Genomic DNA, 23910 nt, shown 5'->3' with positions numbered 1-23910 from the left:
GCGATGAGCACGACTTCCAAGACCGGGTCCGAAGAAACCCCGGCGGGGCCCGAGAAGGCCGCGGCCGGTTCCGGCACCGGCGACCAGGAGCTGGGTGCCGCCGGTTCCCAGCTGTCCACCGCGCCCGCGGAGGAGCCGCCGAACCTGCCCGCCCTGGGCGTCATCGGCTGGGTCCGCTGGTTCTGGCGGCAGCTCACGTCCATGCGGGTCGCGCTGCTGCTGCTGCTCCTGCTGTCGCTCGCCGCGATCCCCGGCTCGCTCATCCCGCAGACCGGCATCGACAAGGCCCGGGTCGACAAATTCCGCGCGGATCACGACGTCCTCGCACCGATCTACGACCAGCTCGGCCTGTTCAACGTCTACAGCTCGGTGTGGTTCTCGGCGATCTACATCCTGCTGTTCGTCTCCCTCATCGGCTGCATCGTGCCCCGCACCTGGCAGTTCGTCGGCCAGCTGCGCGGCCGCCCGCCGGGCGCCCCCCGGCGGCTGACCCGGCTGCCCGCCTACACCACCTGGCGCACCGAGGCCGAGCCCGAGCAGGTCCGTGAGGCCGCCCTGGCCCTGCTGAAGAAGCGCCGCTTCCGCGCCCACCTCGCCGGTGACGCCGTCGCCGCCGAGAAGGGCTATCTGCGGGAGGTCGGCAACCTCACCTTCCACATCGCCCTGATCGTGATGCTGATCGCCTTCGCCTGGGGCCAGCTGTTCAAGTACGAGGGCAACAAGCTGATCGTCGAGGGGCAGGGCTTCGCCAACACGCTCACGCAGTACGACGACTTCAAGTCCGGCAACCTCTTCGACGTCGCCGGTCTGGAGCCGTTCAGCTTCACCGTGAAGTCCTTCACCGGCACGTACGAGCCCGCCGGCCCCAACAAGGGCACCCCGCGCACGTACGAGACCGAGCTGATCTACAGCGAGGGCGCCTACGGCAAGGAGAAGACGACCACCGTCAAGGTGAACAAGCCGCTGAAGGTCGGCGACGCCAAGGTCTACCTCGTCAGCCACGGCTACGCGCCCGTCGTCACCGTCCGCGACGGCGAGGGCGAGGTCGTCTTCAAGGACGCCGTGCCGTTGCTGCCGCTCGACGCCAACGTCACCTCCCAGGGCGTGGTCAAGGTCCTCGACGGCTACCGCAACCCGGATGGCAAGAAGGAACAGCTCGGCTTCCAGGCCTGGTTCGTGCCCACCTTCGGCGGCCCGGGCAGCGGCCCCATGGTCTCCCAGTTCCCGGCGCTGGACTATCCGGTGCTCGCGCTGAACGCCTACCGCGGCGACCTGAAGGCCGACGCCGGCATTCCGCAGAGCGTCTACCAGATGGACAAGACCAAGATGAAGGAGTTCAAGGACTCCGAGGGCGAGCAGTTCAAGAAGCTGCTGATGCCCGGCGAGACCATGACCCTCCCGGACGGTGCCGGCTCGGTCACCTTCGAGAAGGAGATCAAGGAGTGGGCCGGCTTCCAGGTCGTCCAGGAGCCGGGCGGCGGCTGGGCCCTCGCCGGTTCCCTCTTCGCGATCGGCGGCCTCGCCTGCTCCCTGTTCGTCCAGCGGCGCCGCGTGTGGGTGCGCGCGGTCGAGGGCCCCGACGGCGTCACCGTCGTCGAGATGGCCGGGCTCGGCCGCAGCGAGTCCGCCAAGGTGCCCGAGGAACTCGGCGACCTGGCCGGAATCCTCTACGACCAGGCCCCCGGTGTCCCCGACGCCGATGACGCCGCCCCCGCGGCATCCGCCGATTCCCCCGACCCCCAAGCCGCATCTGCCGAAGGGGCTGAGAAGCCTTGACTCTCGCCGCCGCAACCGATCTGGCCACCGCCACGAGCCTGGCCGCCGCGAACAACGAGAACCTCGCGGAGATCAGCAATGTGCTGATCTACTCCGCGATGGCGGTCTACACCCTGGCCTTCCTGGCGTACATCGCCGAATGGATCTTCGGCAGTCGCAGCAAGGTCGCCCGCACCGCCGCCGCGCTCACCCCCCGGGCGCAGGCGGCCGGGAAGGCGGCCTGGAAGGCCCCCGCCGTCACCGTCGACAAGGCGGGCGGCACCGCAGTGCTGGAGCGGCCGAAGGTCGTCGTACGGGCCGGGGCCGGCACCCGTGACGTGCCCGACGGGCCCGGGGCGCACGGCGGGGACGAGCAGGGCGACCTCTTCGGACGGATCGCCATCTCCTTCACGGTGCTCGCCTTCGCGATCGAGTTCGGTGGTGTGCTCACCCGGGCGCTGTCCGTGCAGCGGGCGCCCTGGGGCAACATGTACGAGTTCAACATCACCTTCACCACCACCGCCGTCGGCGTGTACCTCCTGCTGCTGGCGCTGAAGAAGAACGTGCGCTGGCTCGGGCTGTTCCTGACCACGACCGTGCTGCTCGACCTCGGTGTCGCCATCACCGTCCTGTACACCGAGAGCGACCAGTTGGTCCCCGCGCTCGACTCGTACTGGATGTACATCCACGTCTCCACCGCGATCCTGTGCGGCGCGGTCTTCTACGTCGGCGCGGTCGGCACGATCCTGTACCTGTTCAAGGACTCCTACGAGGGCAAGCTCGCGCGCGGCGGCAAACCCGGCGGCTTCGCCACCTCCGTCATGGAGCGGCTGCCCGCCTCCGCCTCCCTCGACAAGTTCGCCTACCGCGTCAACGCGGCCGTCTTCCCGCTGTGGACGTTCACGATCATCGCGGGCGCCATCTGGGCCGGCGACGCCTGGGGCCGCTACTGGGGCTGGGACCCCAAGGAGACCTGGTCCTTCATCACCTGGGTCGCCTACGCCGGCTACCTGCACGCCCGCGCCACCGCCGGCTGGAAGGGCCGCAAGGCCGCCTACCTGGCACTGGCCGCCTTCGCCTGCTGGCTGTTCAACTACTACGGCGTGAACATCTTCGTCTCCGGCAAGCACTCCTACGCCGACGTCGGCCTGGGCGTCCTGTCCTCCGTCGGCTTCTGAGCGACCCCGACGCACCGCCCACGACGGCCGGTCGCCGCGACCCGATCTCCGATCCCCGGGTCGCGGCGACCGGCCGTCGTCACCACCACGACACGGGCTCCGTGTCCGTCGCCAGGCGGGCGTGGAGTTCCACGTCGTACCGGACACCGTCGTATTCGAGCTTCTGCCGTTGCCGGTCTTCCACCGCGAAGCCGGCGGCGCGCGCCCCTGTGCACGAGGCGGGATCGTTCACCCGGTGCCCCAGCTCCAGCCGGAAGAGTTCCGTGTCGTCGAAGGCCCAGCGGGCCACAGCACGGCAGGCGCGGGAAGCCGTGCCTCTGCCACGGGCCGTCGTCCACCGCTCGGCGGCCTGGAGGGAGTCAACCGGCTCGTCGGCCTGGCCACGCATGAGCGGATCCGCGAACGCGGTCATCACCGCCCGGGCGTCCTCGGCCCTCCATCTCCGCAGCACCAGGCCGGAGGAGGCATCCACACGCTCGCGCACGACACGAGTCGTCCTCAGCGGGCACCGCCTGTCACGTCGGTCTCCCCAACCGCCCGGGGCACCGGCGGGTCATGTCCCGCCATGTGGTGCGGGGGCCTCTGCGGTTCCTGCACTGCGGGGCCGGAGACGGGTGCCGTGCCGAAAACCGTGAGCAGTCGGCGGGCATGTGTCACGTGAGCGCTCAAACGAGCGCTATCAGGACAGTGGCGGCCGAAGTGCTCACGGTTCTGGGACGGTGCGTCCTCCCCGGAGCGTGGACGCGTGGCCCGGCAGCGCCACGTCGAGGCCGCCGGGCGGCACGTCCGACCCCGACCCGCGACGCCGCCTCCCTCCGCTCTTGACTTTCCTGGTAGGAAAGTGAGACTCTCACTTTCCTACCAGGAAAGTGAGGTGTCGCTGTGGACGACATCGCTCCGGAGCAGGCTCGCACCGCCCTCGACGCAGCTGACCGTGCTCGACGCCAGGTGGCCGAGGAAGTCGGCTTGCCCCGCGGCTACTGGTGGACGATGGCGGCCGACTGGATCCTGCTGGGCGTGCTCAGCAGCGTGGCGCCACCGTGGCTGGCCGGGACCGCGACCGTGGGCTTCGGCATGGGGCACGCAGTACTCGCGTCACGTCTGCTCGACGGACGCCGGCGCACGGATCGGCTGCAGGTGAGCGCTGCGGTCGCCGGCCGCCGCGTTCCACTGGTTGTGGTCGGCATGCTGCTCGGGCTCATCGGAGTCACCGTCCTTGCGGCGCTCGCGCTCGACGCCGACGGCGCCGACCATGCCGGTCTCTGGGCGGCGGTGCTGGTCGCGGTCGTCGTCGGGCTCGGTGGACCGGAGATCCTGCGCGTTCTGCGTCGTTGGGTGCGAGCATGACCAAGGCGCATTTCGACGAACTGATCCATCCCAGCACCCGCCTGTCGCTGGTGGCGACACTGGCGGCGGCCGACTGGGCCGAGTTCACCTTCCTCAAGGACCGGTTGGAACTGTCCGACTCGGCGCTGTCCAAACAGCTCGCGACGCTCGAAGAAGCCGGGTACGTCGCCACGGAACGCCGCCTCAGCGGCAGCCGCCGGAAGGTACGCGCCCGGCTCACCGGCGCCGGCCGGGACGCCTTCAACGGCCACATCGCGGCACTGCGGGCAATCGTCGCCGACGCCACGACTCCGTCCGAAAGCCCTCCAGCGTGAAGCCGTCTCCGCCCGCTCGTCAGAACTGGCCCCGGCCGGCTGTTCCCGCCCTCTCCCGTGACGGGAAAAGGCCGTCAGGCCGTCAGGTGCCCTGCGGGGAGGGGGCGGAGGCGGCGCTTTTACCGAAGGCGCGCATGGCGAGGGCGCCGGCGAGGGGTCCGGGCACGAGCAGGAGGAAGGCGTACTCCCAGCCGATGGCCTCGGCCAGCAGGGGGGTGAGCTGGATGCTGATGACGGTGAGGGCGAAGCCGATCGCGGTCTGGCCGGTGAGCGCCGTCCCGATGTAGCGGTGGTCGGCGACCTCGCTCAGCGATGTCGAGAACACCCCTGAGTCCGCGATCACGGCAGCGCCCCACAGCGCGCAGAAGGCGAACAGGAGCAGCGGCGGAGCGTGGAAGAAGAGCGGGGAGAGCAGGCAGCACAGGCCGCTGAGGAGAAGCGCCGCCAGGGCGGCGGGAGAGCGGCCGAAGCGGTCCGCGCCCCAGCCCCCGAGCAGGCAGCCGACCGCCCCGCCGATTCCCATACTGAGGAACACCGTGATCCCCACCGAGCCCGGGAGTCCTCTCCCGGCGGAGGCCGCCAGCAGGAAGGACGGAATCCAGGTCCACAGGGCGTAGAGCTCCCACATGTGTCCGAAGTAGCCGAGATTGGCCAGGCGCGGCCCGCGTTCGGTGAACATGGTCAGCGCGTACCGGGGGTTGCGGGCGGGTGCGGTCGGTGCCGCGTGGGGGCCGAGCCGGATGAGGGCCAGGGAGATGACGGAGCCCAGGAGCCCGGCTGCCGCCGCGGCGAGCAGAACACCGCGCCAGGGCAGTGAGCCCACGCCGGCTATGAGATGGGGCAGGGTGGAGCCGAGGGTGAGGGCGGCGATGAGGACGCCCATGGTCCTGCCCCGTCCGGCGCTGCCGGACCAGGAGGCCATGAGCTTCATGCCGGTGGGGTAGACCCCGGCCAGGAACATCCCGGTCATGAATCGCAGCGGGACGGCGACGGCCGGCCGGTCGGCGGACAGGGCCAGCACCACGGTGCAGGCGGCGGCTGCCGCGGCACTGGCGGCGAGCAGGCGCTGGGGCGGGACGCGGTCCGCCAGGTTCAGGGCGGTCGAGGCCACGGCCCCGGCGACGAAGCCGAACTGCACGGAGGCCGTCAGCCATACCGCGCCGCCGGCGGTGAGCCCCCAGTCGTTCCGCAGGCTGGGCACCACCGCCGACATGGAGAACCACACGGCGAGACCGAGCACTTGCACGGCAGCGATCGCTCCGCGTTGCACACCGACGTTCACCGCTGCCCCCGGACCGATGTCTTGTTCCTCTGCTCTCGCGCGCTACGACCGAAGGCCGACCCTAACCACTCCCAGGCCGCGAGAACCACCCCGAGACCGCGAGCCCGGTTCGCCCCCCTCTCCGGCCGTCGGTCGCGGCGCCGGCGCCCCTGCGCAGCGGCTGCCGGATGCGACAAGCGACACCTCGCGGAAGATACCCCTGGGGGTACTACACTCCTCCGGATGGGGGCACCGTCGACGAATCAAGGATGACATCTGCCATGACCACGCCCACCGCTCTCGGAACCGACGAGGCACGCAGCCGCCTGCACGAGCTGACCGTCATCGACGTACGCACCCCGGGTGAGTACGCGGGCGGCCACCTCCCGGGCGCTCTCAACATCCCCCTCGACCAGATCCAGCGCGCCCTGCCCGACATCCGCCACGCTTCGGAACGCGGCGACGTCCTGGTCGTCTGCGCCTCCGGCGCCCGTTCCGAGACCGCCTGCCGGATCCTCGCGGAGAACGGCGTCGCCACCGCCACCCTCAGCGGCGGCACCGGCGCCTGGGCCGCCGACGGCCACGACCTGCACCGGCCGAAGGGCACGTCCCGCGCCGCCTGGGGCATGGAGCGGCAGGTCCGCTTCACCGCCGGAACCGTCGTGCTCCTCGGACTGCTCCTCGGCCTGCTGGTCCACCCCGCCTTCCAGCTCCTGTCCGCGGGCATCGCCGCAGGCCTGGTCTTCTCCGCCGTCACCAACACCTGCGGCGTGGCCGTCATGCTGGCCAAGCTGCCCCACAACCGACCCCGGGCCGCAGACCTCGACAACACACTGGCCGCCCTGCGCGACCGCTGACGCGCAGGGGCACACGGAGGGCGGGACCCGGCACGGACCGGGTCCCGCCCTCCGTGTGCCCTCGGTGACCGCAGCCGGTCCCGACCGGTCCCGGGAAGACGACTTCCGTGGTCCGCCTCCCGTCCGGCGACCCCGGCGGGTCAGGTGGCCGACAGGGCGGCGAGGGCGGCGTCCAGCAGGCGCCGGGCTTCTCCGGCGACGGGTTCGAGCGCGGGCAGGCCGGTGAGGGTGACCATGGTGGCGGGATCGAGGGCCTGGACGAGTGTGGTGCCGCCGTCGCGGCGGACGACGACGTTGCACGGCAGCAGCAGGCCGACGGAGCGGTCGACCTCCAGCGCCTGGTGGGCGAGGGGCGGGTTGCAGGCACCGAGGATCAGGTAGTCCTCCATGTCACGGCCCAGCTTGGTCTTGAGGGTGGCGGTGACGTCGATCTCGGTCAGGACGCCGAAGCCCTGGTCGGCGAGGGCCTGGCGAACCCGGGTGACCGCGGTGGCGAAGTCGGTGTCGAGGCGGACGGTGCGGTCGTAGGACATGTGTGCTCCTTGACTCCGATGCGGGCGGACGGACGCTTCCGTGACACCCGGCCGGGTACCCGGCCGGGGCCGTCGACACGAGACCCACCTCGCTCGTCGCGATTCTCCGAGGGCACTTGGCGCCCGCCCCGCGGGCTGGGTCGAGGCCTTCTGCCCGATGGGCGGATTCGCCGAGGCACCGGGGCCGGTCATGCTCAAGGCCCGGAGGCTGCCGGTCCACCGGATCCACTGCCGGAGCGGGTCGTCGGGCCTGTGCCCGGAGCCTTCGGGATGCCGCCTTACCACGCGCATGGGGCGTGCCGCGCGCCGAGTCCCGGACACGCTCCGTGAGTCACCCGAAGGGGCTACCCCAAAGGGGCAGCCCAGTACGAGTACGGGTCGTATGAGGCAGGGGCTGTCACCCGAGAAACCTCCAAAGGAGGAGATCGTGTCCCACCACCCGATACGTACGCTCGTAGTGGGTCTGTGCGCACTGGCCGCCACCGCCGCGCCGGCGACGCCGGCCCTGGCGCTGGCCGTCCCGACCGGAGGGCAACCGACACCGCACACCGCCGGCCGGGCCCTGCAGGCGCAGACCATCGCCGACCTGACCACCACCATGCAGGGCGAGGCGTATGCCCACGCCGTCTACGGCCTCTTCGCCGCCGAGGCCGACCGCCAGGGCCTCCCGGCCGTCGCCCGGCTCTTCCGCACCACGGCGCAGACCGAGCTGAACGAGCACCTGCACGAGGCGGCCACCCTCCTCGGCGTGGTCGGCGGCAACGCCGCCAACCTGCGCCAGGCCATCAACGGCGAGACCTACGAGCACGAGGTCATGTACCGGCGCTTCGCCGACCAGGCCCGGCAGGACGGGGACCTCGAAGCCGCGAAGCTCTTCAGCGAGATCGCCGCGGACGAGGGCCGCCACCGCGACGCCTTCCGCACGGCCCTGGCTGCCGTGACCACCGGCCACGGCACCGTCCCGGCACCGCTGAAGGCCGACGTGGTGTCGGTGCCCTCGGGGCTGCCGAAGGTGAAGGCCGCCCGCACCAAGGCCAACCTGGACACCGCCATGCACGGCGAGGCGCTCGCCCACGCCAAGTACATGCTCTTCGCCGCCCACGCCAGGCAGAGCGGCCATCCGGCGCTGGCCCGCCTGTGGGAGGGCACGGCCGAGACCGAACTGCGGGAGCACCTCGCCGGCGAGGCGGTGCTGGCCGGTCTGGTGCGCAGCACCAAGGAGAACCTGAGCAAGGCCATCACCGGTGAGCGCCACGAGGCGACCACCCTGTACCCGGGGTTCGCCGAGCAGGCCACCGCCGCCGGTGACACCGCCGCCGCCCGCTTCTTCCGCGACACCGCCGCGGACGAGGCCCGGCACGGCGCCGCCTTCCAGAAGGCGCTCGACCAGCTGGGCTGACCGCTCCACACCCAGGGGATCCCGGTGTGACCGGCCGGGCGGACCACGGTCCGCCCGGCCGGTCACGGCATCACCCCCGGCGTCAGGGTGGGGGCACGACCCGGGCGGCGCTGCCGAGGGACGAACGGCCCCTGCCCGCCCGGCCACGTCGCAAGCTGGAGGACAGGAGAAGTCGGCGCGGCCCGCGCCACCGTCCGGGAGGCAGGTGACGCTCATGAGCGGGCAGGCCACAGGCCCGTCGGAGGACACCCGGGAGCCGGGCGGTGAACTCCTCGGCCGCGGAACCCTTCACCGGCCACCACCGCGCTCCCCCGCCGGACGAGCCCGTCGGCGTCCGGCTGCTGGCGGGCTGGTACGCCACCGGCCGGCCGGACGTCCCTTGCCGCCCCCTCCCGGTGGCGCGGTGTGATGAAAGCTGATGGATGCTGATGAAGGGGACCGGCCCACGCTCGCCTCGCCGGACGGACCGAGGTACGCCATGACTCACCGCACGTTCACCACACGGCTGCGTCGCCCGACCGCGGCGGCCGTGCCGCCACGGCTCGAACCCGTCCTCCTGGCCGTCACCGCGGTGGCTCTGACCGCCGGCGGGGTCGCCTGGCTCACCGGCGCCGGCGGCCTGGCCGACCTCCTCTGGGCGCTGGGCACCTTCTCCGCCGTCGTCCCCGCGGTGGCGTGGGTGCTCGTCGCCCTGCGGCGCGGGCACGCGGGTGTGGACCTCATCGCCGTACTCGCGCTCGGCGGCACCCTGGCCGTCGGCGAGTACCTGGCCGGTGCCCTGATCGCGCTGATGCTCGCCACCGGTCGCACCCTGGAGACAGCGGCCCAGCGGCGCGCCTCCCACGATCTGCGTGCCCTGCTGGAACACGCGCCGCGTTCTGCCCGCCGCCGCACCGACGCCGGGGTGGCCACGGTGCCGTCGGCCGAGGTCGCCGTCGGCGATCTCCTCGTCGTCGGTCCGGGCGAGGTGGTTCCCGTCGACGGCCGGGTGGAGAGCCCCGCCGCCGTTCTCGACGAATCGGTACTCACCGGTGAGTCCCTCCAGGTCGAGCGGGCCCGGGACGAGCCGGTGCGCAGCGGTGTGGTCAACGCCGGGGGCGCGTTCGAGCTGCGCGCCACGGCCACCGAACAGGACAGCACGTACGCCGGGATCGTGCGGCTGGCGCGGCAGGCCGGCGCCGAGTCCGCGCCCGTCGTGCGGCTGGCGGACCGCTATGCCGCCTGGTTCCTGCCCCTGTCGCTCGCGGTGGCGGGTCTGGCCTGGCTGATCAGCGGCTCCGCGGTGCGCGCGGTCGCCGTCCTGGTGGTCGCCACTCCCTGCCCGCTGCTGCTGGCCGCCCCGGTGGCCATCGTCTCCGGCCTCTCCCGCGCCTCCCGCCTCGGCGTCGTCATCCGCGACGGCGGCGCGCTGGAGAACCTCGGCCGGGCCCGCACCCTGGTGCTGGACAAGACCGGCACCCTCACCGGGGGACGCCCCCGCGTCGTCGACGTCATCGCCGCTCCCGACGCCCGACCCGCCGAGGTCCTCCGCCTGGCGGCCTCGCTCGACCAGTACTCGCCGCACGTCCTGGCCCGGGCCATCGTCGATGCCGCCCGGGAACGCGGACTGGCTCTGTCGGTCCCCTCCGACGTCACCGAGGAACCGGGCCGGGGCGCCACCGGGACCGTGGACGGGCACCGGATCTTCATCGGTCGTACGAACACCGCGGACGCGCGGCCGGCCTGGGCCGGGGCGGTCGACAACCGTGCCCTCCTCGACGGCGCGGCCGTCGCCTGGCTCACCGTCGACGGACACCTGACCGGCGCCGTCCTGCTGCGTGACCCCATCCGCCACGACGCGCCACGCACTCTGCGCCACCTGCGCACAGCGGGCATCGAACGACTGCTGATGCTCACCGGCGACCGCGCCGCACCCGCCCGTGAAGTCGCCGCCGTCCTCGGCCTCGACGAGGTACGCGCCGAACTGAGCCCGGCCGACAAGGTCGCCGCCGTACGCGCCGAACGCGAACGCGCCGTCACCGTCATGGTCGGCGACGGAGTCAACGACGCCCCCGCCCTCGCCGCCGCCGACATCGGCGTCGCCATGGGCGCCCGCGGCTCCACCGCCTCCTCCGAGGCCGCCGACATCGTCCTGACCACCGATCGCGTCGCCCGCCTGGCCGACGCCGTCACCATCGCCCAGCGCGCCCGGCACATCGCCGTCCAAAGCGCCCTCGGCGGCATGCTGCTGTCCCTGGCCGCCATGGCCGCGGCCGCCGCCGGCCTTCTCCCGCCCGCCGCAGGCGCTCTGCTCCAGGAGGGCATCGACGTCGCCGTCATCGTCAACGCCCTGCGCGCCCTGCGTGTGGGGCAGGCCGCACGACCGGCCCTCACCCCCGCCGCCGAAGCCCTCATCCACCGCTTCGCCGCCGAACACGACGACCTCCAGGACGTCCTCGAATCCGTACGCGATGCCGCCGACCGCCTCTCCGACAGCCCCGGCCCCGAGGCCCTGGCCGCCGTCGAGGAGACCCACCGGCTGCTGACCGAACGGCTGCTGCCGCACGAGTACGCCGAGGAGCACGAGCTCTACCCCGCCCTCGCGCCGGCGCTCGGCGGCCCCGAGGCGACCGCCACCATGAGCCGCGCCCACACCGAGATCGAACGCCTCTCCCGCCGCGTCGCCACCCACGTGCAACTGGCTCACGCGGACGGCGGCCTCTCCCCCGGACAACTCGACGACCTGCGCTCGTGCCTCTACGGCCTGAACACCGTGCTGCGCCTCCACTTCACCCAGGAAGAGGAGAACTACTTCTCCCTCGCCCCGTGAACGACGGAGCGAGGAGGACCGTCGTTCACGGGGCGAGAGCTCCGAAGCGGTGACCGCGCCAGGGCCTCCTTCGTCAGGCCGCCGCGCCCACCGGTTCGGCTCGGTCGGCGTCGTGCAGGGCCCGGATCAGTGCGGAGCGGGCCCGGGCGACGCGGGAACGGACCGTACCGACCGGGCAGTCGCTGAGCTCGGCCGCCTCCGCGTAGGGCAGGCCGAGGAGTTGGGTGAGGACGAACGCCTCGCGGCGTTCCGCGGGCAGCGCGTCCAGCAGCTCGGTGAGCGCGACGCCGTCGTCGAAGCCCGGCAGTCCGCGCTCCTGGGCGCCCTCCGCGGCGGTCTGCCAGTCGTCGGTGTCGAGGAGACGGGGGCGGGCGGACGCGTGCCGGTAGCTGTCGATCACCGCGCGCCGGGCGACGGACAGCAGCCAGGTGCGGGCGGAGGAACGCCCCTCGAAGCGGTGCAGGCTGCCGAGGGCCCGCAGGAAGGTGTCCTGGGCGAGGTCGTCGGCGGCCTGGGGGTCGGCGCTGAGGCGGGTGACGAAGTGGCGGACGTCTCGGTGCAGGGCGCGGACGAAGTTCTCCACGGCCTCCGGGTCGCCACCGCGGGCGGCGAGTGCCCAGGTCGTGGTCGACTCGTCGAGGGCCGTCCTCTCGTCATGTGTTCCCGCGGTGCGCGGCGTCGTGCCGGATGCGGCAGACGATGCGGCAGACGGTGCGACAAACAGGGCAGGACTGATCACCTGATGTCCTTCTCGGGAGTCCGGAGGTCCGGCATGCGGGAACCCGGCGAACGGAGCGGAGATCCGGCATGCGGACCGGCCGCGCACGGCGCGCGGCGGATCCGGTGTCGGCGTGGGGGTGGCGGACCTACGCGCGCACGGCGGCGTACGTCCGTTGCCCGAGCCGCCGTCCGGGCGCGGGGCGCCCTGGGCGGTGTCGGGGAACCGGCTGTCTCAGACGACAGCGGTCCCCGCCGGCGGGCCCCGAGGAGTGATCGCGTACACGAGGAACAGCCGGTACGGCCGGTGGGCCGTGCGGCGGTGGCGGGTGGCGACGCGCGGGCGACGCAGTGGTGCGGCGGGAGCGAGCGGCAGCCGCAGCGGTGCGGCCAGCCATCCGGCGACGGCCCGCAGGATGCGGAAAACCGCGCGTTCGCCGTACGCGAGCCACAGCCCGCTCAGCAGCGCGGCCAGCAGGTGGGCGGCGAGCATGCCCGCGGAGGACAGGGACATCCCGTCCACGGTGTGGCCCACCGTGTGGCCCGTCCCCGCCATGGAGTCCATCGCGCCCAGGGGGCCCATCGGCTCCGCGACGGAGCTTCCACGACCCCTGTGGGTCACATGGAGCATGGAGTGCGTGCCGTCGCTCGCGCCGCCCGTGGTGGACGTCGCCGCGAGCTCCTGCGCGTACGAGAACCACGGGTGGAGTGCCGCCTGCGCGGCCGTCACGACGGAGGAGACGAGGACGGGTCCGCGCTCCCGGTCGGCCAGGCACCACGCCGCACCGCCGGTCACCGCCGTTCCGGCGGCGAGGGACCACCACGGCACCCCGGTGCCCGACATCAGGACGTGCCCCAGGGCGGCGAGCAGCACGCAGACGGCCGCGAAGACCGCGGCCCGTGTCGTGCGGAAGCACCACCCGGCAGTCATGGCGGCTCATCCTCGCATTCCGGCCTCGCTGTCACGAGGGGGTACGGAAACCATCCCGGCCCGGCACTCAGCACTGTCCCGGTGATTCACATCACCCGGCGCCCCTCACTTGGTGCCCACCGTGCGCAGCACCGTGAGGGCCAGGGTCCGGGCCACCGCCACCGTCTCCCGCAGGGAGACCCGTTCGCGGGGGCTGTGGGCCACCTCGATGTCTCCCGGCCCGAACTGCAGCGTCGGAATGCCCGCGCCGGTGTAGTGGCGCAGGTCGCTGCCGTAGGTCGCGCCCCGCAGTCGGGGCGGCGGGGCGCCCGTCGCGTCGGTGTGGGCGGCGCCGACGACGTCCGGCAGGGGGTGGCCCTCCGGCAGGCGGCCGCTCGCGAACTGCCCGCCCGGCCAGGTCACCGTCGCCGGGTGGTCGCGCAGCCACGGGTCGGCGGCACAGGCCTCGGCCACGCACCGTTCCAGGGCGGCCCGCGCCTCGGCCGGGTCCTCGTCCAGGAGTACGCCGAGCCGGCCCTCGGCGACCAGCAGGTCCGGCACGCTGCTCGCCCAGTCCCCGGCGCGCACGGTGCCCACCGACAGGGCGTACGGGATCGGGTACTCGGCGAGCAGCGGGGACGGGTTCCGGTTCCGCTCGGTCTCCAGGGCGGCCAGCGCCCGGTGCAGGGGCAGGTAGGCGTCGACGGCGCTGACTCCCTGCTCCCGCGCACTGCCGTGCGCCGCTTTGCCGGGCACGGCGAGACGGAACGTCAGCGCGCCCGCGTTCGCGGTGATCAGGGTGCCCCCGGTGGGCTCGGCGATGACGCAGGCGTCGCCCCGGTGTCCGCGCTCCAGGGTGCCGAACGCGCCGATGCCGCCGTCCTCCTCGCCGACCACGAAGTGGGCCGCGACCCGGCCGCGCAGCCGTATCCCGGCCGTCCGTATCGCGGCGAGCGCGGCGAGGTGCGCGGCGAGCCCCGCCTTCATGTCGCAGGCGCCGCGTCCGTGCACCACGTCCCCGGTCACCCGCGGTACGAACGGGCCGCCGTCCCCCCACGCCTCGAGGTCGCCGGGCGGTACGACGTCGACGTGGCCCTGGAGGATCAGGGTGGGTCCGTCGCCGCCGTCCTGTGTGGTTCCGACCAGGCCCCACGCCTCCTCACGGGGCACCTCCATGCCCGGGAAACCGGGGTGGGCGCGCAGCGCGGGCAGGTCCATGGACCACAGGTCGACCTCCAGCCCCAGCCGTTCCAGCCGGCCGGCCAGCTGGTGCTGGAGTTCGGACTCGGCGGCGCTCCCGGTCACGCTCGGCGCCGCGATCAGCTCCATCAGGGTCCGCCCCAGGGCCGCCTCGTCGATCGCCGCCAGCGCGGCGGCCTCCTCGTCGGTCAGCACGTTGCCGCTCCTCCCCTCCCGGGAGCGCGTGCGGCGCACCCCCGACCGCATACATGCTCACCCCCGGCCTCCGGTACGCGGCGACGGGGTGGCGATCCCGATCACCCGTCCGCCCGTCCGCCCGTCCGCCCGTCCGCCCGTCACCCGTCACCCGTCACCCGTCACCCGTCACCCGTCAGACGTCGCCCGTCAGACGTCAGGGGCCCGGTTCCGTGTCGTGGTGCGTCAGGGGGACGCCGCCCACCGTGAAGCCGATCACCGTGCCGCCGCCGGCCCGGCGTACCGCGTACGGTGCGCCTCCGTGGGCCAGGGCCACCTCGCGCACGATGGACAGGCCGAGGCCCGAACCGGGCAGGGAGCGGGCGTCGGCGGCACGGTAGAAGCGGTCGAAGACGCGGATCAGGTCGGCGGCCGCGATACCGGGCCCCCGGTCGCGGACCTCCACCCGCACCGTGCCCGGTCGCGCGGGCCCCGCGACGGTGATGTCGATGGGCGCCGTGCCGTCCCGGTCGAACTTGACCGCGTTCTCGACCAGGTTGGACACCGCCCGGGTCAGCATCCCGGGCCGTCCGTCGGTCGTGGTGTCGCCGCTCGCCTGGACGATGATCTTCCGTCCGTTGCGGCGCCGGGCCAGCCCCGCCACGTCCTGGGCGATGTCGGCGAGGTCGACGCGTCGCGGCGGCTCGGTGTCGGACTGGCCGGCCGCCAGCTCGACGAGCTCGTTGACCAGGTCGGTCAGCTCACGGGCCTCCTGGGAGAGGTCGGCGACGAGTTCCTCACGGGTGTCCGGCGGGAGTTCGTCGATACGGCGCAGCAGGGAGATGTTGGTCCGCAACGAGGTGAGCGGGGTGCGCAGTTCGTGCCCCGCGTCCTGGACGAGCCGGCGCTGGTCGTCCTCGGACTGGGCGAGCCGTCCCAGCATCCGGTCGAAGGCGCGGCCGAGCCGCCCCACCTCGTCCCGGCCGGCGACGGGTACCTGGATGCCGAGCCTGCGGGTGCGGGCGACGTCCTCGGCGGCGTCGGTGAGGACGACCAGGCGGCGGGTGATGCGCCGGGCCAGCCACCAGCCGAAGAGACCGGCCCCGACCACCACCGCCGCCATCAGGACGAGGGTGCGCTGCTGGAGGGCCCGCAGCAGGTCCTCGGTGTCGCTGAACTCCTGCGCGATCTGGACCGCGCCCCGGCCCTCGCCCAGCGCGACGGTCGCGACGCGGTAGATGTCGTCGCCGACGTCGACGTCCGCGTGCTCGACCACCCGCCCGGCCGTGGCGGCCCCCGCGACCACGCGGTCGGCGTCGACCACCGGCAGCCCCGGGTCGCCCGGGTCGACGATCCGGCCGTCCGGCCCCAGCACCTGGACGTCCGTCCGGGCGGGCCGCACCAGGTCGTGCCCGGGGGCGGCGGAGGAGAAGTCGAGCGGTGACATCCGGTTCGACCTGACCTCGCCGCGCAGGTCCTCCACGACCTCGTCGAACACGCTCTGCTGGTCCACCCGTACGAGTCTCGCGGCGGCGCTGTACGACAGGATGCCGACCAGGACGGTGATCGTGGCCGTCACGGCGGCGAACGCCACCGCGAACTTGGTGCCCAGCGACAGCAGCGGCAGCCGGCACCGCCGGGCCCGCGGCGAGGGCCGGTACGCACGGTCCGGGACGCGTGAGACGTGTGAGGCCTTCCGCAAACCCGACGTGCCGGAGGTGCCAGAGGTGCTCGAGGTGTCCGACGCCACTCAGTCCTCCCGCAGCACGTAACCCACCCCGCGCACCGTGTGGATCAGCCGCGGCGCTCCGGGCTCGTCGAGCTTGCGGCGCAGGTAGCCGACGTAGACGGCGAGGTTCTTGGAGCCGGGGCCGAAGTCGTAGCCCCAGATACGGTCGTAGATGGTGGAGTGGTCGAGGACGATGCCCGCGTTGCGGATCAGCAGCTCCAGCAGTTCGAACTCGGTGCGGGTCAGCTCCAGCTCCCGCTGCCCACGCCAGGCCCGGCGTGCCTGCGGGTCCATGCGCACCCCGGCCGCGGCGATGTGCCGCCCCGGAGCGGTGCTCGGGGTCTTCCCCGGCTTCCGCGTCTCCTCCGACTCCCGCGCGTTCTGCGCGTTCTGCCTGTTCGGCTGCTCCTGCGCCGTCGGCGTCCCGTCGGGCGCGGAGGCCGGTGCGGGCGCGGGGACTGCCCGGCGGAGCAGGGCTCGCAGCCGGGCGAAGACCTCCTCGACGTCGAACGGCTTGACGACGTAGTCGTCGGCGCCCGCGTCCAGTCCGGCGATCCGGTCGGCGGTCTCCACCAGCGCCGTCAGCATCAGCACGGGGGTGCGGTCGCCCTCTGCGCGCAGCACCCGGCACACCTGGAGCCCGTCGATGCCGGGCATCATCACGTCCAGCAGCAGGACGTCGGGCCGACTGCGGTGGGCCTGTGCCAGCGCCTCGACGCCGTCGGCGACCGCCGTGACCCGGTAGCCCTCCAGGGTCAGGGCGCGCTCCAGGGCGTTGCGGATGGCGCGGTCGTCTTCGGCGAGCAGCACGGTGTGGGTGCGGGGCGCGGTAGGGGGCACCGTGCCAGTGTGCCAAGCACCGCCGTCCGCCGGACGGAGCAGTGACCGAAGGGCCGCCTTCTTACCTCGCTCTCACCTCGCCGCGGTCCGGTCGCGGGCGTCCCTGCCCGCGACCGGACCCTCGCGAACGACCGGATCCGGTCGTCTCACCCGGCGGCCGCTGTCCCTGTAAGACCGCCGGGAGTCGTGGGGCTGAGGGGGCGGCCCTCAGCCGGCCGACCGCAGCGCGGCCAGCTGCTCCTCGAACGGCACCACGTTGCGCGCGTCGAACTTGTCGTCGACGGCGCCCCCGCGGGTGACACGGATCGCGTCGCCGTCCGCCTCGCTGCCGTTGCCGTTGACCGTCCCGTCGCCGACGGCGGGCAGGGCGCCCGCCAGGGCGGCCAGCTCGCCCGCCGCCCGGTCGATCCGGGCGTCCAGGCCCTTGTCGCCCCAGTCCTGGGACGCGGCGTACACCCCGGTGGGGACGACGACCGCGCGCAGGTGGGCGAAGAGGGGCCGCAGGGAGTGCTCCAGCACCAGCGAGTGCCGGGGCGTGCCCCCGGTCGCGGCGATCAGCACCGGCTTGCCGGCCAGGGCCTCCCGGTCCCGCGCGCCGAGCACGTCGAAGAACGACTTGAACAGCCCGCTGTACGACGCCGAGAACACCGGCGTGACCACGATCACCCCGTCCGCCCCGGTCACCGCGTCCATCGCCTCGGCGAGCGCCGGAGCCGGGAAACCGCTGGTGAAGTTGTGCGCGATGTCCACCGCGAGGTCCCGCAGTTCGATCACCGGCACATCGGACGGGGCCTGCCCGGTGGCCGCGGCGGCCAGCCGCTCCCCGAGCAGGCGGGTGGACGACGGCACGCTCAGCCCGGCCGACACGACGACGATGTTCATGGCGTTCATGCCTTGCTCACTTCCCGGCCGGCCAGCCGCGAGGAGTGCGTCGGCGCGTCCGGCACGTCGGCCGGGCGGTCCTTGGCGAACTCCTTGCGCAGCACCGGCACCACTTCCTCGCCGAGCAGGTCGAGCTGCTCGAGCACGGTCTTCAGCGGCAGTCCCGCGTGGTCCATGAGGAACAGCTGGCGCTGGTAGTCGCCCGCGTAGTCGCGGAAGGACAGCGTCTTCTCGATGACCTGCTGCGGGGATCCCACGGTCAGCGGGGTCTGCCGGGTGAACTCCTCCAGCGAGGGCCCGTGCCCGTAGACGGGGGCGACGTCGAAGTACGGACGGAACTCGCGCACGGCGTCCTGCGAGTTCTTCCGCATGAACACCTGCCCGCCGAGGCCGACGATCGCCTGCTCGGCCGTGCCGTGCCCGTAGTGCGCGTACCGGGTCCGGTAGAGCTCGATCATCCGCTTGGTGTGGTCGGCCGGCCAGAAGATGTTGTTGTGGAAGAAACCGTCACCGTAGTAGGCGGCCTGCTCGGCGATCTCGGGCGAGCGGATCGACCCGTGCCAGACGAACGGCGGTACGTCGTCCAGCGGGCGGGGCGTGGAGGTGAAGCCCTGCAGCGGGGTGCGGAACTTGCCCTCCCAGTTGACGACGTCCTCGCGCCACAGCCGGTGCAGCAGGGCGTAGTTCTCGATGGCGAGGTTGATGCCCTGGCGGATGTCCTGGCCGAACCAGGGGTAGACCGGTCCGGTGTTGCCGCGCCCCATCATCACGTCCATCCGGCCGTCGGCCAGGTGCTGGAGCATGGCGAAGTCCTCGGCGATCTTCACCGGGTCGTTGGTGGTGATGAGGGTGGTGGAGGTGGAGAGGATCAGCCGCTCCGTGCGCGCGGCGATGTAGCCGAGCATGGTCGTGGGCGAGGACGGGACGAACGGCGGGTTGTGGTGCTCGCCGGTCGCGAACACGTCCAGGCCCACCTCCTCGGCCTTCAGCGCGATGGCGACCATGGCCTTGATCCGCTCGCGCTCGGTGGGGGTACGCCCCGTCGTGGGGTCGGGCGTGACGTCGCCGACGCTGAAGATCCCGAACTGCATGGCCGTTCACCCTCCAAATTGGTTGACGGTTCAACTATAACCGGCTCAACCGCTCCCCCTCCCCCCTTATTCCGGTATCCCGCATCCGGTCTGCGAAGCTGCCCGCATGCTGATCGCCCGCTCCGCCGCCCTGTTCGTCCTCGCCGCGATCCTGGAGATCGGGGGTGCCTGGCTGGTCTGGCAGGGCGTGCGGGAACAACGCGGCTGGATGTGGGCGACCGGCGGCGTCCTCGCCCTCGGCGCGTACGGGTTCGTCGCCACCTTCCAGCCCGACGCGCACTTCGGCCGCGTGCTCGCCGCGTACGGGGGCATCTTCGTCGCCGGGTCGATCCTGTGGGGCGCGCTCGCGGACGGCTACCGCCCGGACCGCTGGGACATCACCGGCGCCCTGATCTGCCTGGCCGGAATGGCCGTGATCATGTGGGCGCCGCGCAACGGCTGACCACGCGCCCGCGCCCGGACGGGCCCGGACACGCCCTGGTGGCCCGCATATGCTGGCCCGGCACGGCACCGTCCACATGGATCCACCCGGAGGAGCAGCCCATGGCCACCGCCGCACCGTCCGCAGCGTCTCGCATCGCCGTCGTCACCGGCGCGAGCAGCGGTATCGGCGCCGCCACGGCCCGCGGGCTCGCCGAGGCCGGTTACCGCGTCGTCCTCACCGCCCGCCGCAAGGACCGTATCGAGGCGCTCGCCGAGGAGATCAACGCGGCCGGCCACGCGGCGACCGCGTACCCGCTCGACGTCACCGACCGCGCGGCCGTCGACGAGTTCGCCACCGCGTTCCGGACCATCGGCGTCCTGGTCAACAACGCGGGCGGCGCGCTGGGCGCCGACCCGGTCGCGACCGGCGACCCGGACGACTGGCGCCGGATGTACGAGACGAACGTCATCGGCACCCTCCACCTCACCCAGGCCCTGCTGCCCCGGCTGGAGGCGAGCGGCGATGGCACGGTCGTCATCGTCTCCTCGACGGCCGGCCACGCCACCTACGAGGGCGGCGCGGGCTACGTCGCCGCCAAGCACGCCGAACACGTCCTCGCCGAGACCCTCCGCCTGGAGATCGTCGGCCGGCCCGTGCGCGTCATCGAGATCGCGCCGGGCATGGTGAAGACCGACGAGTTCGCCCTCACCCGCTTCGACGGCGACGCGGAGAAGGCCGCCAAGGTGTACGAGGGCGTCGCCGAGCCGCTCACCGCGGACGACGTCGCCGACACCATCACCTGGGCGGTGACCCGCCCGAGCCATGTCAACATCGACCTGCTGGTCGTGCGCCCCCGGGCCCAGGCGTCGAACACGAAGGTCCACCGGGAGCCGTGACGGCCGCACCGCACGCGACGTGACGGCCGTGCCCTACGCGACGCGGCGGGCCGGCCCTTCACTCAGCCCTTCACACAGACGACCTGCTTCAGCTTCGCCACGACCTCCACGAGGTCCCGCTGCTGGTCGATGACCTGCTCGATCGGCTTGTACGCGCCCGGGATCTCGTCCACGACACCGGAGTCCTTACGGCACTCCACGCCGCGCGTCTGCTCCTCCAGGTCCTTCGTCGAGAAGCGCCGCTTCGCCGCGTTGCGGCTCATGCGCCGGCCGGCGCCGTGCGACGCCGAGTTGAACGAATCGGCGTTGCCCAGGCCCTTGACGATGTACGAGCCGGTGCCCATGGAGCCCGGGATGATCCCGAACTCGCCGGAGCCCGCGCGGATCGCCCCCTTGCGGGTGACGAGCAGGTCCATGCCGTCGTAGCGCTCCTCGGCCACGTAGTTGTGGTGCGCGCTGATCTCCGCCTCGAAGGCCGGCTTCGCCTTCTTGAACTCCTTGCGGATCACGTCCTTCAGCAGCGCCATCATGATCGAACGGTTTCGCTTCGCGTACTCCTGCGCCCAGAACAGGTCGTTCCGGTAGGCCGCCATCTGCGGGGTGTCCGCCACGAAGACGGCGAGGTCGCGGTCGACCAGGTCCTGGTTGTGCGGGAGCTTCTGCGCCACCCCGATGTGGTGCTCGGCCAGTTCCTTGCCGATGTTCCGGGAACCGGAGTGCAGCATCAGCCAGACCGCACCGGTGGTGTCCGTGCAGACCTCGACGAAGTGGTTGCCCGACCCGAGCGTTCCCATCTGCTTCGCGGCCCGCTCCTGGCGGAACCTGACCGCTTCCGCCACGCCGTCGAAGCGCCCCCAGAAGTCGTCCCAGCCGCCGGTCGCGAAGTCGTGCAGCCGGGTCGGGTCCACGGGGGAGTCGTGCATCCCGCGCCCGACCGGGATCATCTGCTCGATCCTCGAGCGCAGCCGGGACAGGTCGCCCGGCAGGTCGTCGGCCCTCAGGGACGTTCTCACCGCCGACATCCCGCAGCCGATGTCGACCCCCACCGCCGCCGGACACACCGCCCCCTGCATCGCGATGACCGAGCCGACCGTCGCGCCCTTGCCGTAGTGCACGTCCGGCATCACGGCGAGGCCCTTGATCCAGGGCAGGGTCGCCACGTTCCGCAGCTGCTGGAGGGCGCCCTCCTCCACCGTCGCCGGATCCGTCCACATACGGATCGGCACCTTCGCGCCCGGCATCTCCACGTACGACATATCTTCCTCATTCCCCCGAACGGCAACATAAGCATAAAAGAGAAAAAACCGTCGCTCAGGTCGACGAAGCGGACTTCGGACCGGCGTTCACGGCAGTGCGTGCGATACACATTGTCTGCCGGGGGCGCCCCCGTGCGGCAAGCGATTAACCAGCGGGGACACTGAGAGACCCGGCGGGCTTCGGCCCGCACCCGCCCGTCGAGAGGAGCCCGGCCGTGCAGCGGAGGGCATACGTACCCGGCGTCACCGCGCTCCTCGCGGCCCTGCTGGCCGGATGCACCGGAAGTCCGGGCAGCGGAAGCCAGTCGGACAGCTCCAACCCGGGCAGCGTCGGCACGGCCTCCCCGGCGGCCCAGCCGGGCAGGTACGCCACGCTTCCCGAGCCCTGCGGCACGGTCGGCACCAAGACGCTCGACGAACTCCTGCCCGGCATCAGGGAGATGGCCGACCCGGCGCAGCGCGAGAAGGCGTACGCGGGCGAGGCGACCCTCACGTACGACACCGACCGCAAGGTGGGCTGCCGTTGGAAGGTGGAGTCGTCCCAGGCCACCGATCGCCTGGTGATCGACCTCGAGCGGGTCGTCTCCTACGACAACGCCGTCAGCGACGACAACCAGGCCCAGCAGCTCTTCGCGGCGAAGCAGGAGGCGGCCGGCCTTCCGAAGCCGACGGCCACGGAGTCCGGTTCCGCCGACCCGGGCACATCGCCCTCGCCGGCTTCCTCCGACTCCCCCGACTCTCCCGATTCCACTGGTTCCTCTGACTCCTCTGGTTCTTCAGGTTCCTCCGCGCCGTCCGACGCCGCGTCCTCGGCTTCCGGCTCGCCGTCCGCCGGCGGCTCCTCCCCCGCGTCGCCGTCCACTTCGCCCTCCGGCCTCCAGCCCCGCGTCCTGGAGGAGTTCGGCGACGAGGCCTTCATCGACGACGAGCTGAGCCGCTCCGGTTCGACCGCCGAGCAGCGCACGGTGACTGTGGCGTTCCGCACGTCCAACGTGATCGTGACGATCGAGTACACGGAGCAGCCGGCGACCGTCGGTGCCGTCCCGGACAGCAAGGAAATGCAGGACAGGGCAAGGAAACTGGCGTCCCTGCTGGCCGATTCGCTCAGCGGCTGAGCCTCGCTCACACTCCCTCCACCGCCCTGCACAAAGCACCCGAAGGACGACCACACGAACGGCGCACCGCGTACGGTGACCCCTCGGACCCCTTTTCGACCGCAGGTTCGACCACAGGGAACACGAGCGTCATGAGTGAAGGAACCATGCAGCGACGAGCACAGCGTGACCACCGAGCCAAGCGCCTCAACCGCGTTCTTGTCTGCGCGGCGGCCGTCCCCGCGATGCTGATCGCCGCCGGCTGCTCCTCGGACTCCGGCTCCGAGGGCGGCGAGGACAAGGCGGCCGACACCTCCGCGTCGGCGTCCGCGAGCCCGTCCCCGACGGTGCGGGCGGCGGTGTACACGGACCTCCCGGAGGCGTGCGACGTCCTGTCGGAGAAGACCCTGGACGACCTCGTGCCCAAGGCGAAGTCGGGCAAGGAGGGCCAGTCCGACGACATCGCCACGCGGGCCGGCTGCTCCTGGGACAGCCTCACCGACAACGGTGTGGACGGCTCGCAGTTCCGCTGGCTGAACGTGTCGATGCTGCGCTTCGACTCGGACACCGCACGCGGCGCGGGCGACGAACTGGCCAAGGAGTACTACGACAAGCAGGTCAAGGACGCCCAGGCCACCGACGGCGCCAAGGATGTCGAGGCGGAGCCGCTCTCCGGCACCGGCGACGAGGCGACGGCCGTGCGCTACGACCTGAAGAAGAAGGAAGGCACCTTCAAGCAGCAGACGGTGGTGGCACGCGTCGAGAACGTGGTCGTCACCCTCGACTACAACGGGGCGGGCCTCGCCGGGGACAAGACGCCGAACGCCGACGACCTGATGAAGGACGCGAAGAAGGCGGCCGCCGAAGCGGTGACGTCCGTGACCGGGACCAAGGCCGACAAGGACAGCAAGGGCGACAAGGACAGCAAGGGCGACAAGGGCGACAAGGGCGACGGAGACGGCGGGGCCTCCGGGAGCGGTGCGTCGTTGGAGCCGGCGTCCCCCTCGGCGTCGAAGAGCTGACGAACAGGCACAGAAGCGTGCACGAAGGCGTGCACGGGAACGTGCGGTGAGGCTCCGACACGGAACCGGCCACCCGTCCCCCGCACACATGTGCCACTCTGTTGCGCGCAACAACACGCAAGAGGAGCTGACGGCGGCCACGATCGCCTTCAACGGCGCGGCGGCCTGGCCGGACCCGCTCGGTGTGGGGATGCACGGTGATCCCCGTCCTGTTCGTGGTGT

22 protein-coding genes are annotated in these 23910 nt (G+C 72.3%); 11 read left to right on the top strand and 11 right to left on the bottom strand.

What is annotated here, in order from left to right:
- The first annotated feature begins 3 nt into the window (after positions 1–3).
- Positions 4–1776 (top strand): cytochrome c biogenesis protein ResB, encoded by a 1773-nt coding sequence (locus tag JL475_RS23690; protein WP_202279886.1) that lies wholly within the window; start codon positions 4–6, stop codon positions 1774–1776.
- Positions 1773–2933, top strand: a complete 1161-nt coding sequence (gene ccsB, locus JL475_RS23685) for a c-type cytochrome biogenesis protein CcsB (RefSeq protein ID WP_202279884.1) — start codon at positions 1773–1775, stop codon at positions 2931–2933. Before JL475_RS23690 ends, ccsB begins: the two co-directional genes overlap by 4 nt.
- 79 nt (positions 2934–3012) lie before the next feature.
- Here ccsB and JL475_RS23680 read toward each other — a convergent pair whose 3' ends face one another.
- Positions 3013–3417 (bottom strand): GNAT family N-acetyltransferase, encoded by a 405-nt coding sequence (locus JL475_RS23680; RefSeq protein ID WP_202279882.1) that lies wholly within the window; start codon positions 3415–3417, stop codon positions 3013–3015.
- A gap of 398 nt (positions 3418–3815) precedes the next feature.
- Here JL475_RS23680 and JL475_RS23675 point away from each other — a divergent pair, with 398 nt between their 5' ends.
- Positions 3816–4280, top strand: a complete 465-nt coding sequence (locus tag JL475_RS23675) for a hypothetical protein (protein ID WP_202279880.1) — start codon at positions 3816–3818, stop codon at positions 4278–4280.
- Positions 4277–4594 carry a transcriptional regulator gene (locus tag JL475_RS23670; protein ID WP_202279878.1) on the top strand — a complete coding sequence of 106 codons (318 nt, stop codon included), beginning with the start codon at positions 4277–4279 and terminating at the stop codon, positions 4592–4594. Before JL475_RS23675 ends, JL475_RS23670 begins: the two co-directional genes overlap by 4 nt.
- 82 nt (positions 4595–4676) lie before the next feature.
- Here the strand turns inward: JL475_RS23670 and JL475_RS23665 are convergent, their stop codons facing one another.
- Positions 4677–5840, bottom strand: a complete 1164-nt coding sequence (locus JL475_RS23665; RefSeq protein WP_307825137.1) for an MFS transporter — start codon at positions 5838–5840, stop codon at positions 4677–4679.
- 296 nt (positions 5841–6136) lie between these two features.
- Here JL475_RS23665 and JL475_RS23660 point away from each other — a divergent pair, with 296 nt between their 5' ends.
- A complete protein-coding gene (locus JL475_RS23660; protein WP_202279874.1) occupies positions 6137–6712 on the top strand; it encodes a rhodanese-like domain-containing protein in 576 nt (191 codons plus the stop codon).
- 140 nt (positions 6713–6852) lie between these two features.
- Here JL475_RS23660 and JL475_RS23655 read toward each other — a convergent pair whose 3' ends face one another.
- Positions 6853–7245 carry a DUF302 domain-containing protein gene (locus JL475_RS23655; RefSeq protein ID WP_202279872.1) on the bottom strand — a complete coding sequence of 131 codons (393 nt, stop codon included), beginning with the start codon at positions 7243–7245 and terminating at the stop codon, positions 6853–6855.
- Positions 7246–7672: 427 nt separating this feature from the next.
- Between JL475_RS23655 and JL475_RS23650 the strand changes: the two genes are divergently transcribed.
- Entirely contained in the window at positions 7673–8644 is a 972-nt protein-coding gene (locus JL475_RS23650) for a ferritin family protein (RefSeq protein ID WP_307825136.1), read from the top strand.
- 478 nt (positions 8645–9122) lie between these two features.
- Positions 9123–11453: a heavy metal translocating P-type ATPase gene (locus JL475_RS23645; RefSeq protein ID WP_202279870.1), complete on the top strand. Its 2331-nt coding sequence runs from the start codon at positions 9123–9125 to the stop codon at positions 11451–11453.
- A 73-nt stretch (positions 11454–11526) separates the two neighbouring features.
- On the opposite strand, the gene JL475_RS23640 is transcribed toward JL475_RS23645, so the two are convergent.
- The 7 genes from JL475_RS23640 to JL475_RS23610 form a co-directional block, all read right to left on the bottom strand.
- The gene (locus tag JL475_RS23640) at positions 11527–12192 is read right to left on the bottom strand and encodes a sigma-70 family RNA polymerase sigma factor (RefSeq protein WP_202279868.1); all 666 of its coding nucleotides are present in this window, start codon (positions 12190–12192) and stop codon (positions 11527–11529) included.
- Positions 12193–12405: 213 nt separating this feature from the next.
- Positions 12406–13101 (bottom strand): hypothetical protein, encoded by a 696-nt coding sequence (locus JL475_RS23635; protein ID WP_202279866.1) that lies wholly within the window; start codon positions 13099–13101, stop codon positions 12406–12408.
- A 105-nt stretch (positions 13102–13206) separates the two neighbouring features.
- Positions 13207–14475, bottom strand: coding sequence for an ArgE/DapE family deacylase (locus tag JL475_RS23630; protein WP_307825135.1), 1269 nt, complete (start codon positions 14473–14475; stop codon positions 13207–13209).
- Positions 14476–14671: 196 nt separating this feature from the next.
- Positions 14672–16081, bottom strand: a complete 1410-nt coding sequence (locus tag JL475_RS23625; RefSeq protein ID WP_202279944.1) for a HAMP domain-containing sensor histidine kinase — start codon at positions 16079–16081, stop codon at positions 14672–14674.
- 123 nt (positions 16082–16204) lie between these two features.
- Positions 16205–17023 (bottom strand): response regulator transcription factor, encoded by an 819-nt coding sequence (locus JL475_RS23620; RefSeq protein WP_307825134.1) that lies wholly within the window; start codon positions 17021–17023, stop codon positions 16205–16207.
- Positions 17024–17230: 207 nt separating this feature from the next.
- Positions 17231–17905 carry a CE1759 family FMN reductase gene (locus JL475_RS23615; RefSeq protein WP_202279940.1) on the bottom strand — a complete coding sequence of 225 codons (675 nt, stop codon included), beginning with the start codon at positions 17903–17905 and terminating at the stop codon, positions 17231–17233.
- 5 nt (positions 17906–17910) lie between these two features.
- On the bottom strand, positions 17911–18996 hold the full coding sequence (locus JL475_RS23610; RefSeq protein ID WP_202279862.1) for an LLM class flavin-dependent oxidoreductase: 1086 nt from the start codon (positions 18994–18996) through the stop codon (positions 17911–17913).
- Between the two features lie 106 nt (positions 18997–19102).
- Between JL475_RS23610 and JL475_RS23605 the strand changes: the two genes are divergently transcribed.
- Positions 19103–19438 (top strand): YnfA family protein, encoded by a 336-nt coding sequence (locus tag JL475_RS23605; protein WP_109377578.1) that lies wholly within the window; start codon positions 19103–19105, stop codon positions 19436–19438.
- A 101-nt stretch (positions 19439–19539) separates the two neighbouring features.
- Positions 19540–20316 carry an SDR family NAD(P)-dependent oxidoreductase gene (locus JL475_RS23600; RefSeq protein ID WP_202279859.1) on the top strand — a complete coding sequence of 259 codons (777 nt, stop codon included), beginning with the start codon at positions 19540–19542 and terminating at the stop codon, positions 20314–20316.
- A gap of 62 nt (positions 20317–20378) precedes the next feature.
- Here JL475_RS23600 and JL475_RS23595 read toward each other — a convergent pair whose 3' ends face one another.
- A complete protein-coding gene (locus JL475_RS23595; protein WP_202279857.1) occupies positions 20379–21572 on the bottom strand; it encodes an RtcB family protein in 1194 nt (397 codons plus the stop codon).
- 215 nt (positions 21573–21787) lie between these two features.
- Between JL475_RS23595 and JL475_RS23590 the strand changes: the two genes are divergently transcribed.
- Together JL475_RS23590 and JL475_RS23585 are read left to right on the top strand one after the other, a co-directional pair.
- Positions 21788–22687: a DUF3558 domain-containing protein gene (locus JL475_RS23590; protein ID WP_202279855.1), complete on the top strand. Its 900-nt coding sequence runs from the start codon at positions 21788–21790 to the stop codon at positions 22685–22687.
- A 131-nt stretch (positions 22688–22818) separates the two neighbouring features.
- On the top strand, positions 22819–23688 hold the full coding sequence (locus tag JL475_RS23585) for a DUF3558 family protein (RefSeq protein ID WP_202279853.1): 870 nt from the start codon (positions 22819–22821) through the stop codon (positions 23686–23688).
- Positions 23689–23910 lie beyond the last annotated feature (222 nt).

It is taken from the genome of Streptomyces sp. M2CJ-2, from assembly GCF_016757295.1.
GTDB lineage: Bacteria > Actinomycetota > Actinomycetes > Streptomycetales > Streptomycetaceae > Streptomyces.
The sequence above is the reverse complement of the archived record's forward strand: the minus strand, read 5'-3'. Positions and strand labels throughout refer to the sequence as shown.

Bases quoted from the DNA above. Each gene is read 5' to 3' on its own strand.
- JL475_RS23600 (WP_202279859.1), top strand. From the start codon at position 19,540: ATGGCCACCGCCGCACCGTCCGCAGCGTCTCGCATCGCCGTCGTCACC.
- JL475_RS23605 (WP_109377578.1), top strand. From the start codon at position 19,103: ATGCTGATCGCCCGCTCCGCCGCCCTGTTCGTCCTCGCCGCGATCCTG.
- JL475_RS23690 (WP_202279886.1), top strand. From the start codon at position 4: ATGAGCACGACTTCCAAGACCGGGTCCGAAGAAACCCCGGCGGGGCCC.
- JL475_RS23655 (WP_202279872.1), bottom strand. From the start codon at position 7,245: ATGTCCTACGACCGCACCGTCCGCCTCGACACCGACTTCGCCACCGCG.
- JL475_RS23635 (WP_202279866.1), bottom strand. From the start codon at position 13,101: ATGACTGCCGGGTGGTGCTTCCGCACGACACGGGCCGCGGTCTTCGCG.
- JL475_RS23595 (WP_202279857.1), bottom strand. From the start codon at position 21,572: ATGTCGTACGTGGAGATGCCGGGCGCGAAGGTGCCGATCCGTATGTGG.
- JL475_RS23670 (WP_202279878.1), top strand. From the start codon at position 4,277: ATGACCAAGGCGCATTTCGACGAACTGATCCATCCCAGCACCCGCCTG.
- JL475_RS23660 (WP_202279874.1), top strand. From the start codon at position 6,137: ATGACCACGCCCACCGCTCTCGGAACCGACGAGGCACGCAGCCGCCTG.
- JL475_RS23585 (WP_202279853.1), top strand. From the start codon at position 22,819: ATGAGTGAAGGAACCATGCAGCGACGAGCACAGCGTGACCACCGAGCC.
- JL475_RS23645 (WP_202279870.1), top strand. From the start codon at position 9,123: ATGACTCACCGCACGTTCACCACACGGCTGCGTCGCCCGACCGCGGCG.
- JL475_RS23610 (WP_202279862.1), bottom strand. From the start codon at position 18,996: ATGCAGTTCGGGATCTTCAGCGTCGGCGACGTCACGCCCGACCCCACG.
- JL475_RS23615 (WP_202279940.1), bottom strand. From the start codon at position 17,905: ATGAACATCGTCGTCGTGTCGGCCGGGCTGAGCGTGCCGTCGTCCACC.